This window comes from Pseudomonas sp. 37 R 15 (assembly GCF_900004865.1).
Classification (GTDB): Bacteria; Pseudomonadota; Gammaproteobacteria; order Pseudomonadales; family Pseudomonadaceae; genus Aquipseudomonas; species Aquipseudomonas fluorescens_AM.
This window is the reverse complement of record NZ_CVTV01000059.1, coordinates 143,268-157,626: the sequence shown is the minus strand read 5'-3', so window position 1 is coordinate 157,626 and position 14,359 is coordinate 143,268. Positions and strand designations below refer to the sequence as shown.

Genomic DNA, 14,359 nt, shown 5'->3' with positions numbered 1-14,359 from the left:
TGAACTGGTCAAGTAATCTTGGACACTGATTAAGGTTCACGCCGCCAACCTTTCCTTCACGACCGGCGACCGGTAGTCGTTGTAGCTATGAGGCCTGCTGATGTTGTAGCGCGAGACATAGCGCTGCACGTCTGCTCGGGCCTCATGTTCCAGTTTGTAGCCCGTTTCAGGCACCCACTCTGATTTCAAGCTGCCAAAGAAACGCTCCATCGGGGCGTTGTCCCAGCATTCGCCTTTACGGCTCATACTCTGCCTAAACCCCTGTTTCAGCAGCTCGTTTCGGAATTTATGACTGGTGTACTGACAACCTTGGTCAGAATGAAACAACACATCCTGGGGATGGCCGCGTAGCTCAACCGCCATGCGTAGCGCTTCGCAGGTCAGGTTGGCATCAGAAATCATCGAGAACGACCAGCCCACGATCCTGCGAGCGTACAAATCCAGAACGGCGGCGAAGTACATCCACCGCTTGCCGACCTTGATATATGTCACGTCGCCACACCACACCTGATTAACCGCCGTCACATCAAATTTTCGCTTGAGCACGTGCGGCGCCACCAAGGCCTCCACGCCCGGCGACCTGTACTTATGGCGCCTGCGCTGACGGCTGGCGATGCCAGCTTCGCGCATCAAACTGCGAGCCATATAACGCCCGATACGATGCCCTTTGGCTTGTAGCTCCTTGGACAACGTACGTGCACCGGCCGACTCTCTGGACGCCTTGTGGTGCCTGACCAGCGCGGCTTTGAGCTTATCCCTCTCAGGATTTGCTCTGCCTTGGCGCTGGCGCCAGGCGTAGAAGCTACTGCGGTTGACCCCAAACGCCTGGCAACACCTTTTAACGCCGTACTGCTCGTCCAGCTCATCGATCAACGTGAATGATCTTTGGCGTCCAAAAGCAGGAGAGCACTGGCCTTTTTTAGAATTTCGATATCCAGGTCTTTCTCTCTGAGCAGAGCTTTGAGCCTCTGGATTTCTCGTTGATCAGCAGTAATCGCCTTGGCCCCTACCGGGGTCGAGCCCAAGCGTTCTTTTTGCACTTGATCGACCCAGCGGCGCAGGGCTGTGGGGCCGATATCCAGGGTGGCACACACCTCGGTAACCGGCTGACCTTCATCCAACACCATGCTGGCAGCCTTGAGCTTGAACTCACTCGAATAAGATTTACGCATAACCAAACACCTCAGATTTGGGCGCTATCATAGCGCCCGATTGAAGTGTCCAAAATCATTAGGCCAGTTCAGCTTGCCCCCGATGGCGGTGGGTCAGCTGATGCATCTGCTGCTGACACTCCATCATCGGGGGCAAGCCCCCTCCCAAAGTGTCCGCGTTCCACTGCTCAGATTCGGCGGCGGCGGTTGAGTTGGGGGATGGCGGTTTGCGCAACTTCCACCTGCGGTGCTTGCGGCACCGTGCGCGCCGCCAGTTGCGCCAATGTCGGCTGGCTGAACAACGTCCGTGCATCCACCTCCAGCCCGGCCTTGCGCAAGCGTGCCACCAGGTTGACCGCCAGCAACGAATGCCCGCCCAGTTCAAAGAAGTGGTCGTGCCGCCCTACCCGTTCCAGTTTCAGCACTTGTGCCCAGATCGTGGCCATCAGGTGTTCCACCTCGCCCTGAGGCGCTTCATAGGCGCGGCTGACCACCGCCTCCAGCCCCGGTTCCGGCAAGGCCTTGCGGTCGAGTTTGCCGGCAGGGTTGAGCGGCAGGCTCTCGAGTTGCACGAAAGCAGCCGGCACCATGTACTCAGGTAACTGTTCCAGCACATGGGCGCGCAACGCGTCCAGGCTGGGGGACTGCTCGCGCAGGGTGAAATAGGCCACCAGGCGCTCGTCGCGAATCAGCACCGCCACCTCCCGCAAGGCGGGATGAGCGGCCAGGCACGCTTCGATCTCGCCCAGTTCCAGGCGCACGCCGCGCAGTTTGACCTGGAAGTCATTGCGCCCGAGAAATTCCAGGTTGCCGTCCGGCAGGTAGCGCACCAGGTCGCCGGTGCGATACAGCCGGTCGCCGGCGACGAAGGGGCTGTCGATGAAGCGTTCGGCAGTCATCTCGGCCAGGCCCAGGTAGCCACGGGCGACACCGACACCGCCAATGTGCAACTGCCCGCTGATGCCCATCGGCACCGGCCTGTCATGTTCATCCAGCACATACAGCCGAGTATTGTCGATCGCCCGGCCGATCGGCAGTTGCAGCGCGGGCACCGGCGCGCCCGGCTCCAGGGTCCACGCGCTGCTGTCCACCGTGGCTTCGGTGGGCCCATACACGTTATGCAAGCGCACGCCAGGCAAGCGCGCCTGCACCCCGCGCGCCAGGGCCTCGGTCAGCTCGCCACCGCCGCACAGCACGTCGGTCAGGCTGGTGCACAGGGCTGACGCTTCCAATTCAAGAAACTGCTGCAACATCGCCGGCACGAACTTGATCACGCTGATGTGCTGCTCGCGGATCACCTGCGCCAGGTACGCCGGCTCGCGATGCCCGTCGGGCCGCGCCAGCACCAGGCGCATGCCCTGGGTCAGCGGCCAGAACAGCTCCCACACCGAGCCGTCGAAGCTGAACGGCGCGCGTTGCAGCAAGGCACCGCCCGCGGTCGGCGGGCACAGCCGCGAGCCCCAGTGCATGAGGTTGCCCAGGCCGCGATGCTCGATCATCACGCCCTTGGGGGTACCGGTGGAGCCGGAGGTGTACATCACGTAGGCCAGGTGGTCGACAGTCAAACCCGGCACCACCGGGTTGTCGGCCGGAGCCTGGTGCCAGGTGCAGTGGTCGAAATCGATCACCGGCACCGCCACCTCCTGCACACAGTCACGGGTGGCGGCCTGGAGCAGCAGCGCCACCGGCTGGCTGTCTTGCAGCATGTAGGCCAGGCGTTCGCGGGGGTAGCCCGGGTCCAGCGGCACATAAGCGCCGCCGGCCTTGAGAATCCCCAGCAAACCCACCACCAGGTCCAGCCCGCGCTCGACGCACAGCGCCACCCGCGAATCCGGCTTTACACCGTGTTCGCGCAGGTGAAAGGCCAACTGATTGGCGCGTCGGTTGAGTTCGCGATAGGTCAGTTGCTGCGTGCCTGCCTGCACCGCAACGGCATCCGGCAGTTGCCGCGCCTGGGCCTCGAACAGCGCTTGCACGGTGAGGGTTTCGGGATAGGCGGTGACGGTGGCGTTGAAGTCCACCAGGAGCGCCTGCAATTCACTGGAGGGCAGCACCTGCAGATCGCGCACCGGGCTGGCCGGCGCCTGTTCCAACGCCTCGACCAGACCGTTGAGCGCTGTGTCGAGGTAACCCAGCACGCGTTCGGCCCCCACGGTGCGTGGCGCCTTGGCCTTGAGCCGGAAGCCGCTGGCGATGTCGTCCGCCGTAAGCATCAGCGGATAACTGAGAATGTCCTCGCTGCTGAGCATGGCGATACCCGGCACCAGGTTCAACGCCGGCTCGGCGCGGGTATGACGGTAATTGAGCAAGCTGTTGAACAGCGGCGCGGCGCTGCTGCAGCGCTGGGCCAGGGCCAACGAGGCTTGCTCATGCACGAGCAAGGCGCTCAGTTGCTGGTGGGTGTCGGTCAATGCATCCACCACGCTTTGCCCGGCCAGGCGCACACGCAGCGGCAAGGTGTTGATGAACATGCCCAGGGCGCGATCGGCGCCCTCGCCCGCTTGCAGGCGACCGAGCAACACCGTGCCGAACACCACGTCTTCGCGGCCGGCCACGCGGCTGAGCACCTGCGCCCACGCGAGGTGAAACAGGCTGGCGGCACTGACCCCAAACGCGCGAGCCTGGGCACGCAGGCGTTGGTTGAGTGATGCATCGAGCGCCTGCACGCACTCTTCGATTTCAGCCCGATCCGCCTGGCGCTCCTGCAAGCCGAAAGCGAGGGTCGGTTCATCCACGTCCGCCAGGCGCTCGCGAAAAAACGCCTCGTGGGCCGCTTGCCGCTGCGCTGAACGGGTCTGCGCGACCACGTTGCGGTACGGCACCGGCACCGGCAACTGCGCCTGTTGACCGAGCAGATGGGCGCGGATTTCGTCCACCAGCACGGTGGTCGAGGTGGCGTCGTTGACCAAATGGTGAAAGCGCAGCCTGGCCACCCAGCGCTGGTGGTGTGGCTCTTCGGCGTAGTCCAGGGCCATCAGCGGCGCGTGGCGCAGGTCCAGCGGCCGGGCGGGTTCACGCAGCGGTTCGAGCGGCAACCGCGCGTGCCGCCACACCACCTGCATCGGCTGTTCAAGGGCGTCCCACACCAGGCTGGTGCGCAGGATGTCGTGACGGTCGATCACCTGTTGCAGCGCCTGGGCAAACGCGTCCAACTGCTCGCGGCGCGCAAAGCTGAACATCGCCTGCTGCTGGTAGGGATCGCGCTCGTCGGTGATGTGGTGATAGAGCAGGCCTTCCTGCAGCGGCGCCAGCGGGTAGATCTCCTGCACATTGCCGGCGCCACCGGGAATGCCGGCGACGATGCGGTCCAGGCTGGGCTGGTCGAGGTCGGCCAGGGCAAGCATGTCCGGCGTAATCCGCGTGCAACCGGCCGGGATGCGATTGGCCGGTACCGCCACTTCGCTGCCGTCACTGGCCGCCGCCAGCGCTGCCAGGGTGGGCTGGCCGAACAACACCTGCACGTCGGCCTGCAGGCCCGCCTCGCGCATGCGCTGCACCAGTTGCACCGCCAGCAGCGAGTGCCCGCCCAGTTCGAAGAAATGGTCGTGCCGGCCGACCTGTTGCACCTGCAGCAACTCGGCCCAGATCTGCGCCAGCGTGGTTTCGACGCCCTCGCGGGGCGCCTCATAGCGACGGGTGACAAAGGCCGCCTGGGTGGGCGCCGGCAAGGCCTTGCGGTCGAGCTTGCCATTGGCGGTCAGGGGCAACGCCTCGAGGTGAACGTAGGCCGCCGGCAGCATGTAATCGGGCAGCGAGACGTGCAGATGGGCGCGAAGCGTTTCGATGTCCACCGGGTGATGCGCGATGAACCAGGCCAGCAATTGCCCTTCGCGATATTCCACCACGCAGGTCTTGATCGATGGGTGCGTCGCCAGGGCTGCTTCGATTTCCCCCAGCTCGATACGCACACCCCGAATTTTCACCTGGTCGTCATTGCGCCCCAGGTATTCAAGGTTGCCGTCCGAAAGCCAGCGCGCCAGGTCACCGCTGCGGTACATACGGCCGCCGTTGAAGGGGTCGTCGACGAAGCGTTCGCCGGTCAATTCGGGACGATTCAGGTAGCCCCGCGCCACGCCCTGCCCACCGATATACAGCTCCCCCACGACGCCAATCGGCACGGGCCGTTGTTGCGCGTCCAGCAGGTAGATAAGGGCATTGGCGATGGGCGCGCCGATGTGCAACGGCTGGCCGGCGTCTACGCGCCCGGAGGTGGCGACCACGGTGGCTTCGGTCGGGCCGTAGTTGTTGATGACGTTGAAGGTTTGCGCCCGGTTGAACCCGCGCAGGCGGTCGCCGCCGATCAGCAAGGTGCGCAAGGTGGGGTGCGCCAGGTGCTGGCTGAAAGCGTATTCGGCCACCGGCGTGGGCAGGAAACACACGTCCAATGGCTGGGCGCGCCACCACTGGAGCAGCGCATCGATATCTTCCGCACCGTCGTGGGCGGGCGGTAGATGCAGGGTCGCGCCGACGCACAGCGCCGGCCAGACTTCCCAGGCCATCGCATCGAAACCAAACCCGGCGACACTGGCGGTATGGCTGCCCGCGTGCAGGTCGAAGGCCTGGCAATGCCAGTCCACCAGGTTGGACACGCTGTGGTGCTCGACCATCACGCCCTTGGGCAAGCCCGTGGAACCGGAGGTGTAAATCACATAGGCAAGGTGGGACGGCATCACCGCGACCTGAGGATTGCTCTCGGCGCCGTGGTCACTGGACCCGTCCAACGCAAGCACCGGCACATCCAGGGCCGGCAGGCGATGCAACAGGTCGCGCTGGGTCAGCACCGCCACGGGCGCGCTGTCGTGCAGCAGATAATTCAAGCGCTCAGTGGGATGGGCCGGGTCTATCGGCACATAGCAGGCGCCGGCCTTGAGCACCGCCAACAACCCGGCCAAGGTCTCCAGGCCGCGTCGCGCCAGCACCGCGACGCGGTCATCCGGCTGCAGGCCGTGGGCCAACAGTTGATGGGCCAGCGCATTGGCCTGACGGTTGAGTTGCGCGTAAGTCAGTTGCCGTCCCTGATACACCGCCGCGACGGCGTGCGGCGTGCGCGCCACTTGAGCCTCGATACGCCCATGCAGGGTCTGCGGTGTGGTGTTGGGTTGCGCCGTGGCATTCCATTGCTGCAGCCGGGCCTGGTCCTGTGGCGTCAGCAACGCAAACTCGCCCACCGTCAGCGTCGTGTCTGCCAGGCCCTGCTCCAGCAACCCGGTGAGGCGCTGTGCCAACGCCTCTACGTCGCCCTGCTCAAAGTACGCCTCGTTATAGACGCAATGCAGGCACGCCGTGTCCTGGTAACGGTTGCTGCGCAAGTGGATCGCCAGCGGCAGCGGCTCATGGTGGTTGGACACCTTGACCGCACGGGCCTGCACCTGGCCGTAGCGCAGGTCGTGGTCGTCCTGCTCGAACGACACCGACAGGTCGAACACCTGTTCGCGATCCGTACGCCGCAGGCCCAGCTCGCGGTTCATCTCACTGAGGGGGAAGCGCTGGTGGCGCATGTCCTGCTTGAGCTGATCGCGCACCCCGCGCACCAGTTCACCGAAACTCAAGGCTTCGCTGAACTGCAACCGCACTGCGCTGACCTGGGCGAACAAGCCGACCGTGGCGCGAAAGCGCGCGTTGGAGCGGTTCAGAATCGGCAGGCCCACCACCCATTCATTGCGCTGGCCGGTACGGGTGAAATACACATACAGCGCCGCCAGCAACACATGGAACGCCGAAGCCTGGTAACGGTTGGCCACGTGTTCCATACGGTTGAGCAGCGCCACCGGAAAGGGTTGCACGCACGTGTTGCTCGCGGCCTTGGCGGTGTGCCGTGGTGTGAGCAGCGGCTCGGGCAGCACCTGGTATTTGTCCAGCCAATACTCACGATCACGGGCGTAGCGGGCCGATTGCCGGTAGCGCTGGTCGCTGTCGATGAAGTCGATATAGGACGGTGCCAACCCGTCTGCTTGTCGGCCGTGCTGCACGGCGGTGTACAGGTGGGCAAGGGATTGCAGCATCTGGCCGAACCCCCAGCCGTCGAGGATCAGGTGATGGGCCTGGGTGCCAAGGCGGTAATGGTCGTCGTCGAGTTTGACCAGGAAAAAACGATACAACGGCTCGCCGCTCATGGCGTAGGGCCGGGCCATTTGCGCCTGCATCAAGGACTGGGCGGCGGCCTTGGGGTCGGGCACGCCGCAGAAGTCGTACTGCGCCACGTCCACCGTCCATTCGGCGGCGAAGGTCTGCCGGGGCAAGCCATCGGCGCCGCTGTGCAGTTGGGTGCGCAATGCGTCGTGCCGGGCCACCAGCAGCTCGATCGCACGCTGGATCCATTCGGGTGCGATGGCGCCGGGCAGATCAACGTAACCGCCGATGTTGTACAACGGCGAGTGACCCACGCGCAGTTGGTCGAGCCAGATGTCCTGTTGCGCGGCGGTAAGGGGAAAGCTGTCCGGCGGGCTGGAAAGTTGCGTCATAAGATCCTTCTCATGGGGGTCAGGCACTGGCCGCGCAGGGTCGCCCATTACCACGAATTGACCGGATTTGAGCATGGTGAAGCGAGGGCGTCTGACACCCGAAACCCGGACATCCAAACGGATAGAGCGGGCTTGGCGGAGGGTTCACTGCTGAAACGATGAAAGCCTTGTAGGAGATTGGCTATATGTGTCCGACGTTTAATTTGAAAAATGTTTTTCAATTTTTGTGTTTTCTTTAACTATCAATAGGTTAATCACATTTAAAGATTCACCTTTCGTCCTCGTATGCTGAGTTAACTGTGAGAAACGTCGAATTAATGACGCGGATTTTATGGCAGCTTGTGTCCCTCGATTCCGCTACATACGTAGGACAAATCGCTATGGCTAAATGAAATCTCGAACGCCGAGTTACGTTCACGCAGTACGGAATGCCCCGAACAGACCCAGGGCATCCGTTGACGGTTTTCGACATCAAGGATGAGATGGCTATGAGTCTGCCCCCTAGTATTACCGATACCCAGAGCCCACATTTCTATGCCGAAATGGGCGCGCTTATTTCCAGCAGCGGCCAAGAGAATTTCGCCGCGAACATGCTGCATCTGGTGGATAAATGGATACCGGTTCATCTGGTGGACCTCAGCGAGTGGTGCCTCGATGAACTGCGTGACAGCGTGCTGGATATCCAACTGCTGGGCAGTGCGGGCCTGAACGAAGACCTGCCCGCGCCCCAGACACTGCACTCGCTTGACGACCACCCCCTGCTGCGACAGATGCTGCGCATGCAGGACCCGCTGCTGATCCAGATGAAAGCCAAGGCCGACAGCGCACACCCGCGTGGCAGCTCGCACCAGTGCAACCTGGTTTCGCGCCAGGGTCATCGACGCTGTGTGATTTCGTTCTATCGCCCACCTGCCGAGCGCGGGTTTTCCCTGGCGGAACTGTCGTTTCTCAAATGCCTGTCCGAGACCTTGCTGCCGTTGATGGAGCGTCACGTGCTGATCCTGCGCCAGGCGCCGCACGCCGAGGCGGAGCCTGGGCACAACGGGCTGGAGCAGTCGCAATTGCAGCGTGAGTTCTACAAGCGCCTGGCGCTGAGCGACATCACCCTCTCGGCCCGCGAGCAGGAAGTGTGCCTGGGCCTGTTGACCGGCGGCACCGTGCCGCAGATCGCGGAAAAACTCAGTGTGAAAAACAGCTCGATTGAAACCTACCTCAAGCGCGCCGCCGCCAAGCTCGGTGTGAGTGGCCGACACGGCCTGGCCAAATGGATGGTGGGCGCCTGATGCACACACGGACCCTTGCCGCCGTTGGCGTAGCCTGGATGCTCGGCGGGTGTTCGCTGATCCCCGAGTATCAGCGGCCCGACGCGCCCGTGCCGGCCCACTATCCCCACGACGGTGTGTACCGCCAGGCGCAGGCCGGCGCGCTGCCCGACGCCGTGGACTGGCGCCAACTGTTCCACGACCCGGCACTGGCGCCGTTGATCGACGCGGCATTGGTCAACAACCGCGACCTGCGGGTCGCCGCACTGAATGTGCAGGCATTCCAGGCGCAGTACCGCATCCAGCGCGCCGACCTGTTCCCGGCGGTGTCCGCCACAGGGGCCGGCAAGCGTCAGAAATTGCCGGAGGGTGTGACCGGCACCGGTAAGTCGGCGATCACCTCCAACTACTCCGCCACCCTGGGCTTGAGTGCCTATGAACTCGACCTGTTCGGCCGCGTACGCAGCCTCAGCGAACAAGCGATGCTGACTTATCTGGGTACCGAACAAGCCCGGCGCAGCGCACAATTGAGCCTGGTGGCCAACGTCGCCAACGCCTACCTGACCTGGCGTGCCGACCAGGAGTTGCTGGCCCTGGCCGAGCAGACCCTGGCGGCCAACGATCGCAGCTGGCAACTGACCAGCCGCAGCAAAACCGCCGGCAAGGCCTCGGCGCTGGACGTGGTACAGGCACGCACGGCGGTGGAAAGTACCCGCGCCAGCGTGGCCCGCTACGAACGCCAAGTGGCCCAGGACCTCAACAACCTCACGCTGCTGGTAGGCGGCCCGGTGGATGCCAACCTGCCCGCGCGCCCACTGGCCGACGACCTGGTCGCCCGCGTGCCTGCGGGGTTGCCTTCAGACCTGCTGCAACGGCGACCGGACATCCTCCAGGCCGAATACCAGCTGCAGGCGGCCAACGCCAATATCGGCGCGGCCAGGGCGGCGTTCTTTCCGTCGATCACCCTGACGGCCAACGCCGGCAGCACCAGCACGCAACTCTCGGGTTTGTTCAAGGGCGGCGCGGGCACCTGGACGTTCCAGCCGCAAATCAATCTGCCGATCTTCAACGCCGGCAGCCTGCGCGCCAGCCTTGATTACGCCAGGCTGCAGAAGGACATCACGGTGGCGCAGTACGAAAAGTCCATCCAGACCGCTTTCCAGGAAGTCGCCGACGGCCTCGCCGCGCGCCAGACCTTCAACGACCAACTGGACGCGCAACGGGATTTCGTCGCCGCCAACCAGCGCTACTATGACCTGGCCCAGCACCGCTACCGCAGCGGCGTCGACAGCAACCTGACCTTTCTCGATGCGCAGCGCGCGTTGTTCAATTCACAGCAGGCGCTGATTGTCGATCGCCTGGCGCAACTGGTGGCGCAAGTGAACCTGTATACCGCGCTCGGCGGCGCGTGGGATCAGCCGCCAAGCCTTGCAACTGCACGCTAGGGCAGCTTCAGACCAGCAGTTTGGGGATTACGGCCACGGGAGCCGGGGGCGTGTGCGGTGCGTTGTCGTTGTTCATCCAGGTTTTAAGCGTCGTCACTAACGTGCCCAGCAACTTCAACAGCTCGGCTGTTTCCAGATCACTCCGGTTGGACTTGAAAACCTGGCCAATGACATGGTGTGCCGGCACCTGGCCAAAACGCTCGAATTGATCAAGGGTTTTGCCCGCCAGTCGAGAAGTTGCGCCGTCAGCTGTGTTGAGCGTGACCATTGTGTATAGCCTCATTTAACGAAAGGATAGAAATCGCAGTGCGATCAAGGATGCATGACTTGCCCACCGTCACCGTCGGGCATTGAGTTCAACAAGCACTCATGCGTGGCCAGCCGGTAGGAAAGGTTCCTGATGCCAACGTGGGCGTGCGGTAACAACATCCTTCTACTTCAGCCGATTTCTATCGGAAAACTCCGCAAGCCCGGCGTTTTCATCCGAGCGCAGTATTGCGCCGCCCGGCAGCATTCAGTGGGCTGCGGACACATCACGCTTGTCGGACCGCTCTTACGCAACTTTCGGGTTGCGTCCGATGAACCTCGCCGCTAACCTTCGCGAGTCGCTGCAAAATCAGCGAACGGGTGTGGTAGCCCAGTTCTTTCATAGACCCCAAAACGCTCGCGGGCGTTTTTTTGTGCGGGCTGCTTTGTGGCGGCTGTGCATGGGAGGCTTCGGCCTGCCGGGTTTCTATGACCGGTCTACCACCCCGTGTACAGTCGCCTCCCTACTTCGTGTGGTAGCGAAATGGAGGTGCTCATTCATAGGAGCTTCGCCATGAAAAAAGTCACGCCCAATCCCCCGCCATCCCCCTCGGATGACAACCTGCAATTACCCCCCGATGTCATCTTCTCCGTCCGCCCAGGCCTCAGCACCGAAGCCGCCTTGAGCAATGCCAGCGAAATGCTGGAGTCAGCGACCGTCTGCGCCTATGACTGCGCCGAACAGGTTGAAGGCGCCAGTCGCAAGCATGTTTTAGCCGTGGTGCAGATGATCGAAATAGCGAAGTTACTGGTGGATGATGCGCTGAACCGGGAATGTCCGGTGGCCTGATCCGGAACGCCACCCCCCAGCACAGTGCAACCCCTGTGGGAGCTGCCGAGCTTCAGCGAGGCTGTGACAGCGCCCACATCTGATCTGCCGTGCCGGCAAGACGGCACCTGGCTAACAGCTTCCCATCGCCAGGCTATGGGGTGAAAACTCTGCGAACTGCCAACGCAGTGCCAAGGCCGCGGGACGTCGGATCACCTGTTCCACGGTCACCGTCCACAACCGTTGCGCCCCCTCGACCTCGGCCACCTGCGGCCCGCTGAGCATCAACGATGTACGCCCCGCCATTTGCAGCATGTCCCCCGACTCGAAATCGATGAACAACAACCCTGCCACCGGGTTGGCTTGCAGGTTGCCGAGGGTGTTGAAGAACAGGTTGCCGGCAAAATCGGGGATGGTCAGCACGTTGCCCTGCACCCGCACGAACCCGGTGTTCCCGCCCCGATGAGAGACGTCCACCGAGCGCTGGCCGTGCAGGTCGACATAGCTGGCGACGAAGAAGGTGTCGGCGTTGCGGATCATGTGCTGATCGGCGCCATCCAGGCTGTCGCTGCGCTCGGCCACGTTAGCGGGTTTGCGCGCAATCGTGTCGACCGGGCGCAGTTGGATGTATTTGGGACAGTTGCCGAAGCTGTGCACCACGTCCACTGCAAAGCCTTCGTGATCCACTGCGCCAATGCGACCGTTCATGCGATTGCGCCGGCGGGTGTTCAGGTCGATGCCAAGCACGCCGACGGCTGCGCCGGCCGTGATTCCAGCGCGTGCCGGATCGCTGTTGGAGGGCAGGCTGTCGATGTGCAACCGGTACGGATCAGGTGAGTGCGCGAAACCGGGCGCGCCTTCGAGCATCGTCGCCCACGGGGTGCCCTGTTCATCCACCGCGCCCACCACCAGATAAGGCAGCAAGGGATAGAAATCGCGATGTTGCTCGGGCAGATGATCGCGTATGACCTTGGGGCCGATCACGGCCATGCGCTCGGCCGCGCCGGCACTTGCCTGCAGTTGCCGTTCGCCGGCATGCCAGGGGGATTGCTCGATTGAGTTCATGACGGTCACCTCTCGTTGGATAGCTGGATGCTGCGCCTGACCCGACGCCGAGAGAATGACCACCCCGGGCAATCCACTATTACGCCAGCTGAAATGCCGGGTGCCCGCGCAATGCCGCTACACAGTCATCGACAAAACTGCGCACACGCATCGGCGCATGGCGACCTTCGCGGTAGACCACCTGCACCGGCACCGCAGGCAGCTCAAAGCCTGGCAATACGCGATGCAGCCGGCCACTTGCCAGGTGCTCGTGCACCGGATAGTTCAAGCAACGCACCAGCCCCGCGCCCTGCACGGCCGCATTGATCGCGCCTTGCACCGTGGCGCAGCGCAGACGTGCGCGGGCCTTGAGCTGACAGTGCGCGAAGTCCCACTGCACCGGGTCGGCATCGGCGATCAGATGGTGCTGCCTGAGGCCGTCGGGATGCAGCGGCTCGCCGTGGGCGGCAAGGTAGCCGGGACTGGCGCAGAGGATGTGCCGCACATGCCCCACCGGTCGCGCGATCAAGGATGAATTGGGCAACGCGCCCACCAGCACCGCCACGTCCAGCCCTTCCTCATGCAGGTTCGGGTAGTAGTCGTGATAGTGGGCGAACAGGCGCACCAGCGGGTAACGCTCCATGTACGCGGCCAGTACCGGCGCCATCACATAGCGGCTGAACAGCAACGGCATGAATACGCGCAGATTGCCCTGGGCCTGGCTATGCAAGCCCTTGGCCGACGCTTCGGCCGCCTCCACCGCCGCCAGCAACCGCACGCAGTCGGCCATATAGGCAGTGCCGGCGTCGGTGAGGCTGACCCCACGGGTGCTGCGCTGCAACAACCTCACCCGCAAACGCGCTTCCAGACGCGCAATCGCGCGCACCAGGGTCGGGCCCGAGACGTGCGCAACGCGCGCCGCCGCCGCCAGGCTCGGTTGCCCGGCCAGCGTCACGAACAACTGCATATCGCGATAGCGCTCCATCAACCGCGCTGCTTTTTCATCGGTTTGAGGGCCACGTCATGCCCCAGGCGCTCGGCCAGAAAATCCACGAATGTGCTGACCTTGGCCGGCACTCGCCCGGTGTTCTGGAACACTACGCGGATCGGCAGCGCCGCCGGCTCGAAGTCCTGCAGGATAACCTCCAGCTCACCGGCCGCCACGGCCGCCGCGACCTGATAGGACAGCACCCGGGTCATGCCCCACCCCAGCCGCGCCAGGTTGATCGCGGCATGGTTTGCCGTGACCGCCAGGCGCGGTTCGATCGGCACCGTCAGCGGCAGGCCGCCGTCGACGAAGGCCCATTCACTCACCCGTTGGCTGGCGGATGAGGCGACGATCTTCGCTTCACGCAAGTGTTCAGGCCGCTGGGGTCGCCCATGCCGAGCCAGGTAAGCGGGCGACGCGCACACGACCCGGCGCACCTCACCGACCTCGATCGCCTGCTGCCCCGGCTCGGGCAGATGACCGATGCGCACGGCCACATCGACACCTTCGTCGCTCATATTGACGACGCGGTCGACCAGCAGAGCATTGATGTTCACCTGGGGAAAACGGTCGAGGTACTCCCCCAGCGCCGGCGCCACAAACAACTCGCCGAACAGCACCGGGGCAGTCACGTTCAGTTGCCCGCAGGGGATCGAATAACTGCCCGCCGCCGCTTCCTCGGCTTCGTCCAGCTCGGCGAGGATCCGCCGACAGTCTTCCAGGTAACGCTGCCCAGCTTCGGTCAGGTGCAGGCTGCGGGTGGTGCGCGCCAGCAGTTGGGTGCCGATGCGTTGTTCCATGGCGGCAATCGCCCGGGTCACGCTGGGCGGCGAGGTGTTCAGACGCCGCGCGGCGGCGGCAAAGCCGGCCTCTTCGGCCACCGCAAGGAACACCTGCATTTCATGAAAACGGTCCATCGACACCCCTTGAAGA

Annotated in this window: 10 protein-coding genes; 3 read left to right on the top strand and 7 right to left on the bottom strand. The window is 63.6% G+C overall.

What is annotated here, in order from left to right:
* Positions 1-36: 36 nt before the first annotated feature.
* The 3 genes from BFQ04_RS24400 to BFQ04_RS24390 all read right to left on the bottom strand — a co-directional run bounded on the left by BFQ04_RS24400 (position 37) and on the right by BFQ04_RS24390 (position 7,612).
* Positions 37-873, bottom strand: a complete 837-nt coding sequence (locus BFQ04_RS24400; RefSeq protein WP_065949523.1) for an IS3 family transposase — start codon at positions 871-873, stop codon at positions 37-39.
* The gene (locus BFQ04_RS30565) at positions 870-1,172 is read right to left on the bottom strand and encodes a transposase (protein ID WP_065949522.1); all 303 of its coding nucleotides are present in this window, start codon (positions 1,170-1,172) and stop codon (positions 870-872) included. Before BFQ04_RS30565 ends, BFQ04_RS24400 begins: the two co-directional genes overlap by 4 nt.
* A gap of 167 nt (positions 1,173-1,339) precedes the next feature.
* Positions 1,340-7,612 (bottom strand): non-ribosomal peptide synthetase, encoded by a 6,273-nt coding sequence (locus tag BFQ04_RS24390; RefSeq protein WP_065952986.1) that lies wholly within the window; start codon positions 7,610-7,612, stop codon positions 1,340-1,342.
* Between the two features lie 488 nt (positions 7,613-8,100).
* Here BFQ04_RS24390 and BFQ04_RS24385 point away from each other — a divergent pair, with 488 nt between their 5' ends.
* Complete coding sequence (locus tag BFQ04_RS24385; protein WP_065952985.1) at positions 8,101-8,895, top strand: helix-turn-helix transcriptional regulator; 795 nt, start codon at positions 8,101-8,103, stop codon at positions 8,893-8,895.
* On the top strand, positions 8,895-10,319 hold the full coding sequence (adeC, locus tag BFQ04_RS24380) for an AdeC/AdeK/OprM family multidrug efflux complex outer membrane factor (protein ID WP_065952984.1): 1,425 nt from the start codon (positions 8,895-8,897) through the stop codon (positions 10,317-10,319). The genes BFQ04_RS24385 and adeC overlap by 1 nt, the downstream gene beginning before the upstream one ends.
* A gap of 7 nt (positions 10,320-10,326) precedes the next feature.
* On the opposite strand, the gene BFQ04_RS24375 is transcribed toward adeC, so the two are convergent.
* Positions 10,327-10,587 carry a hypothetical protein gene (locus tag BFQ04_RS24375; protein ID WP_065952983.1) on the bottom strand — a complete coding sequence of 87 codons (261 nt, stop codon included), beginning with the start codon at positions 10,585-10,587 and terminating at the stop codon, positions 10,327-10,329.
* 552 nt (positions 10,588-11,139) lie between these two features.
* On the opposite strand from BFQ04_RS24375, the gene BFQ04_RS24370 reads away from it, so the two are divergent.
* Positions 11,140-11,415, top strand: coding sequence for a DUF6124 family protein (locus BFQ04_RS24370; protein ID WP_065952982.1), 276 nt, complete (start codon positions 11,140-11,142; stop codon positions 11,413-11,415).
* 111 nt (positions 11,416-11,526) lie between these two features.
* Here BFQ04_RS24370 and BFQ04_RS24365 read toward each other — a convergent pair whose 3' ends face one another.
* From BFQ04_RS24365 to BFQ04_RS24355, 3 genes are all read right to left on the bottom strand, one after another.
* Entirely contained in the window at positions 11,527-12,459 is a 933-nt protein-coding gene (locus BFQ04_RS24365) for a pyridoxamine 5'-phosphate oxidase family protein (protein ID WP_065952981.1), read from the bottom strand.
* A gap of 79 nt (positions 12,460-12,538) precedes the next feature.
* On the bottom strand, positions 12,539-13,423 hold the full coding sequence (locus tag BFQ04_RS24360; protein ID WP_065952980.1) for a LysR family transcriptional regulator: 885 nt from the start codon (positions 13,421-13,423) through the stop codon (positions 12,539-12,541).
* Complete coding sequence (locus BFQ04_RS24355; RefSeq protein WP_065952979.1) at positions 13,423-14,343, bottom strand: LysR family transcriptional regulator; 921 nt, start codon at positions 14,341-14,343, stop codon at positions 13,423-13,425. Before BFQ04_RS24355 ends, BFQ04_RS24360 begins: the two co-directional genes overlap by 1 nt.
* Between the last annotated feature and the right edge of the window lie 16 nt (positions 14,344-14,359).

Coding starts and splice junctions, on each gene's coding strand:
- BFQ04_RS30565 (WP_065949522.1), bottom strand. CDS start 1,172: ATGCGTAAATCTTATTCGAGTGAGTTCAAGCTCAAGGCTGCCAGCATG.
- BFQ04_RS24375 (WP_065952983.1), bottom strand. CDS start 10,587: ATGGTCACGCTCAACACAGCTGACGGCGCAACTTCTCGACTGGCGGGC.
- adeC (WP_065952984.1), top strand. CDS start 8,895: ATGCACACACGGACCCTTGCCGCCGTTGGCGTAGCCTGGATGCTCGGC.
- BFQ04_RS24360 (WP_065952980.1), bottom strand. CDS start 13,423: ATGGAGCGCTATCGCGATATGCAGTTGTTCGTGACGCTGGCCGGGCAA.
- BFQ04_RS24390 (WP_065952986.1), bottom strand. CDS start 7,612: ATGACGCAACTTTCCAGCCCGCCGGACAGCTTTCCCCTTACCGCCGCG.
- BFQ04_RS24365 (WP_065952981.1), bottom strand. CDS start 12,459: ATGAACTCAATCGAGCAATCCCCCTGGCATGCCGGCGAACGGCAACTG.
- BFQ04_RS24355 (WP_065952979.1), bottom strand. CDS start 14,343: ATGGACCGTTTTCATGAAATGCAGGTGTTCCTTGCGGTGGCCGAAGAG.
- BFQ04_RS24370 (WP_065952982.1), top strand. CDS start 11,140: ATGAAAAAAGTCACGCCCAATCCCCCGCCATCCCCCTCGGATGACAAC.
- BFQ04_RS24385 (WP_065952985.1), top strand. CDS start 8,101: ATGAGTCTGCCCCCTAGTATTACCGATACCCAGAGCCCACATTTCTAT.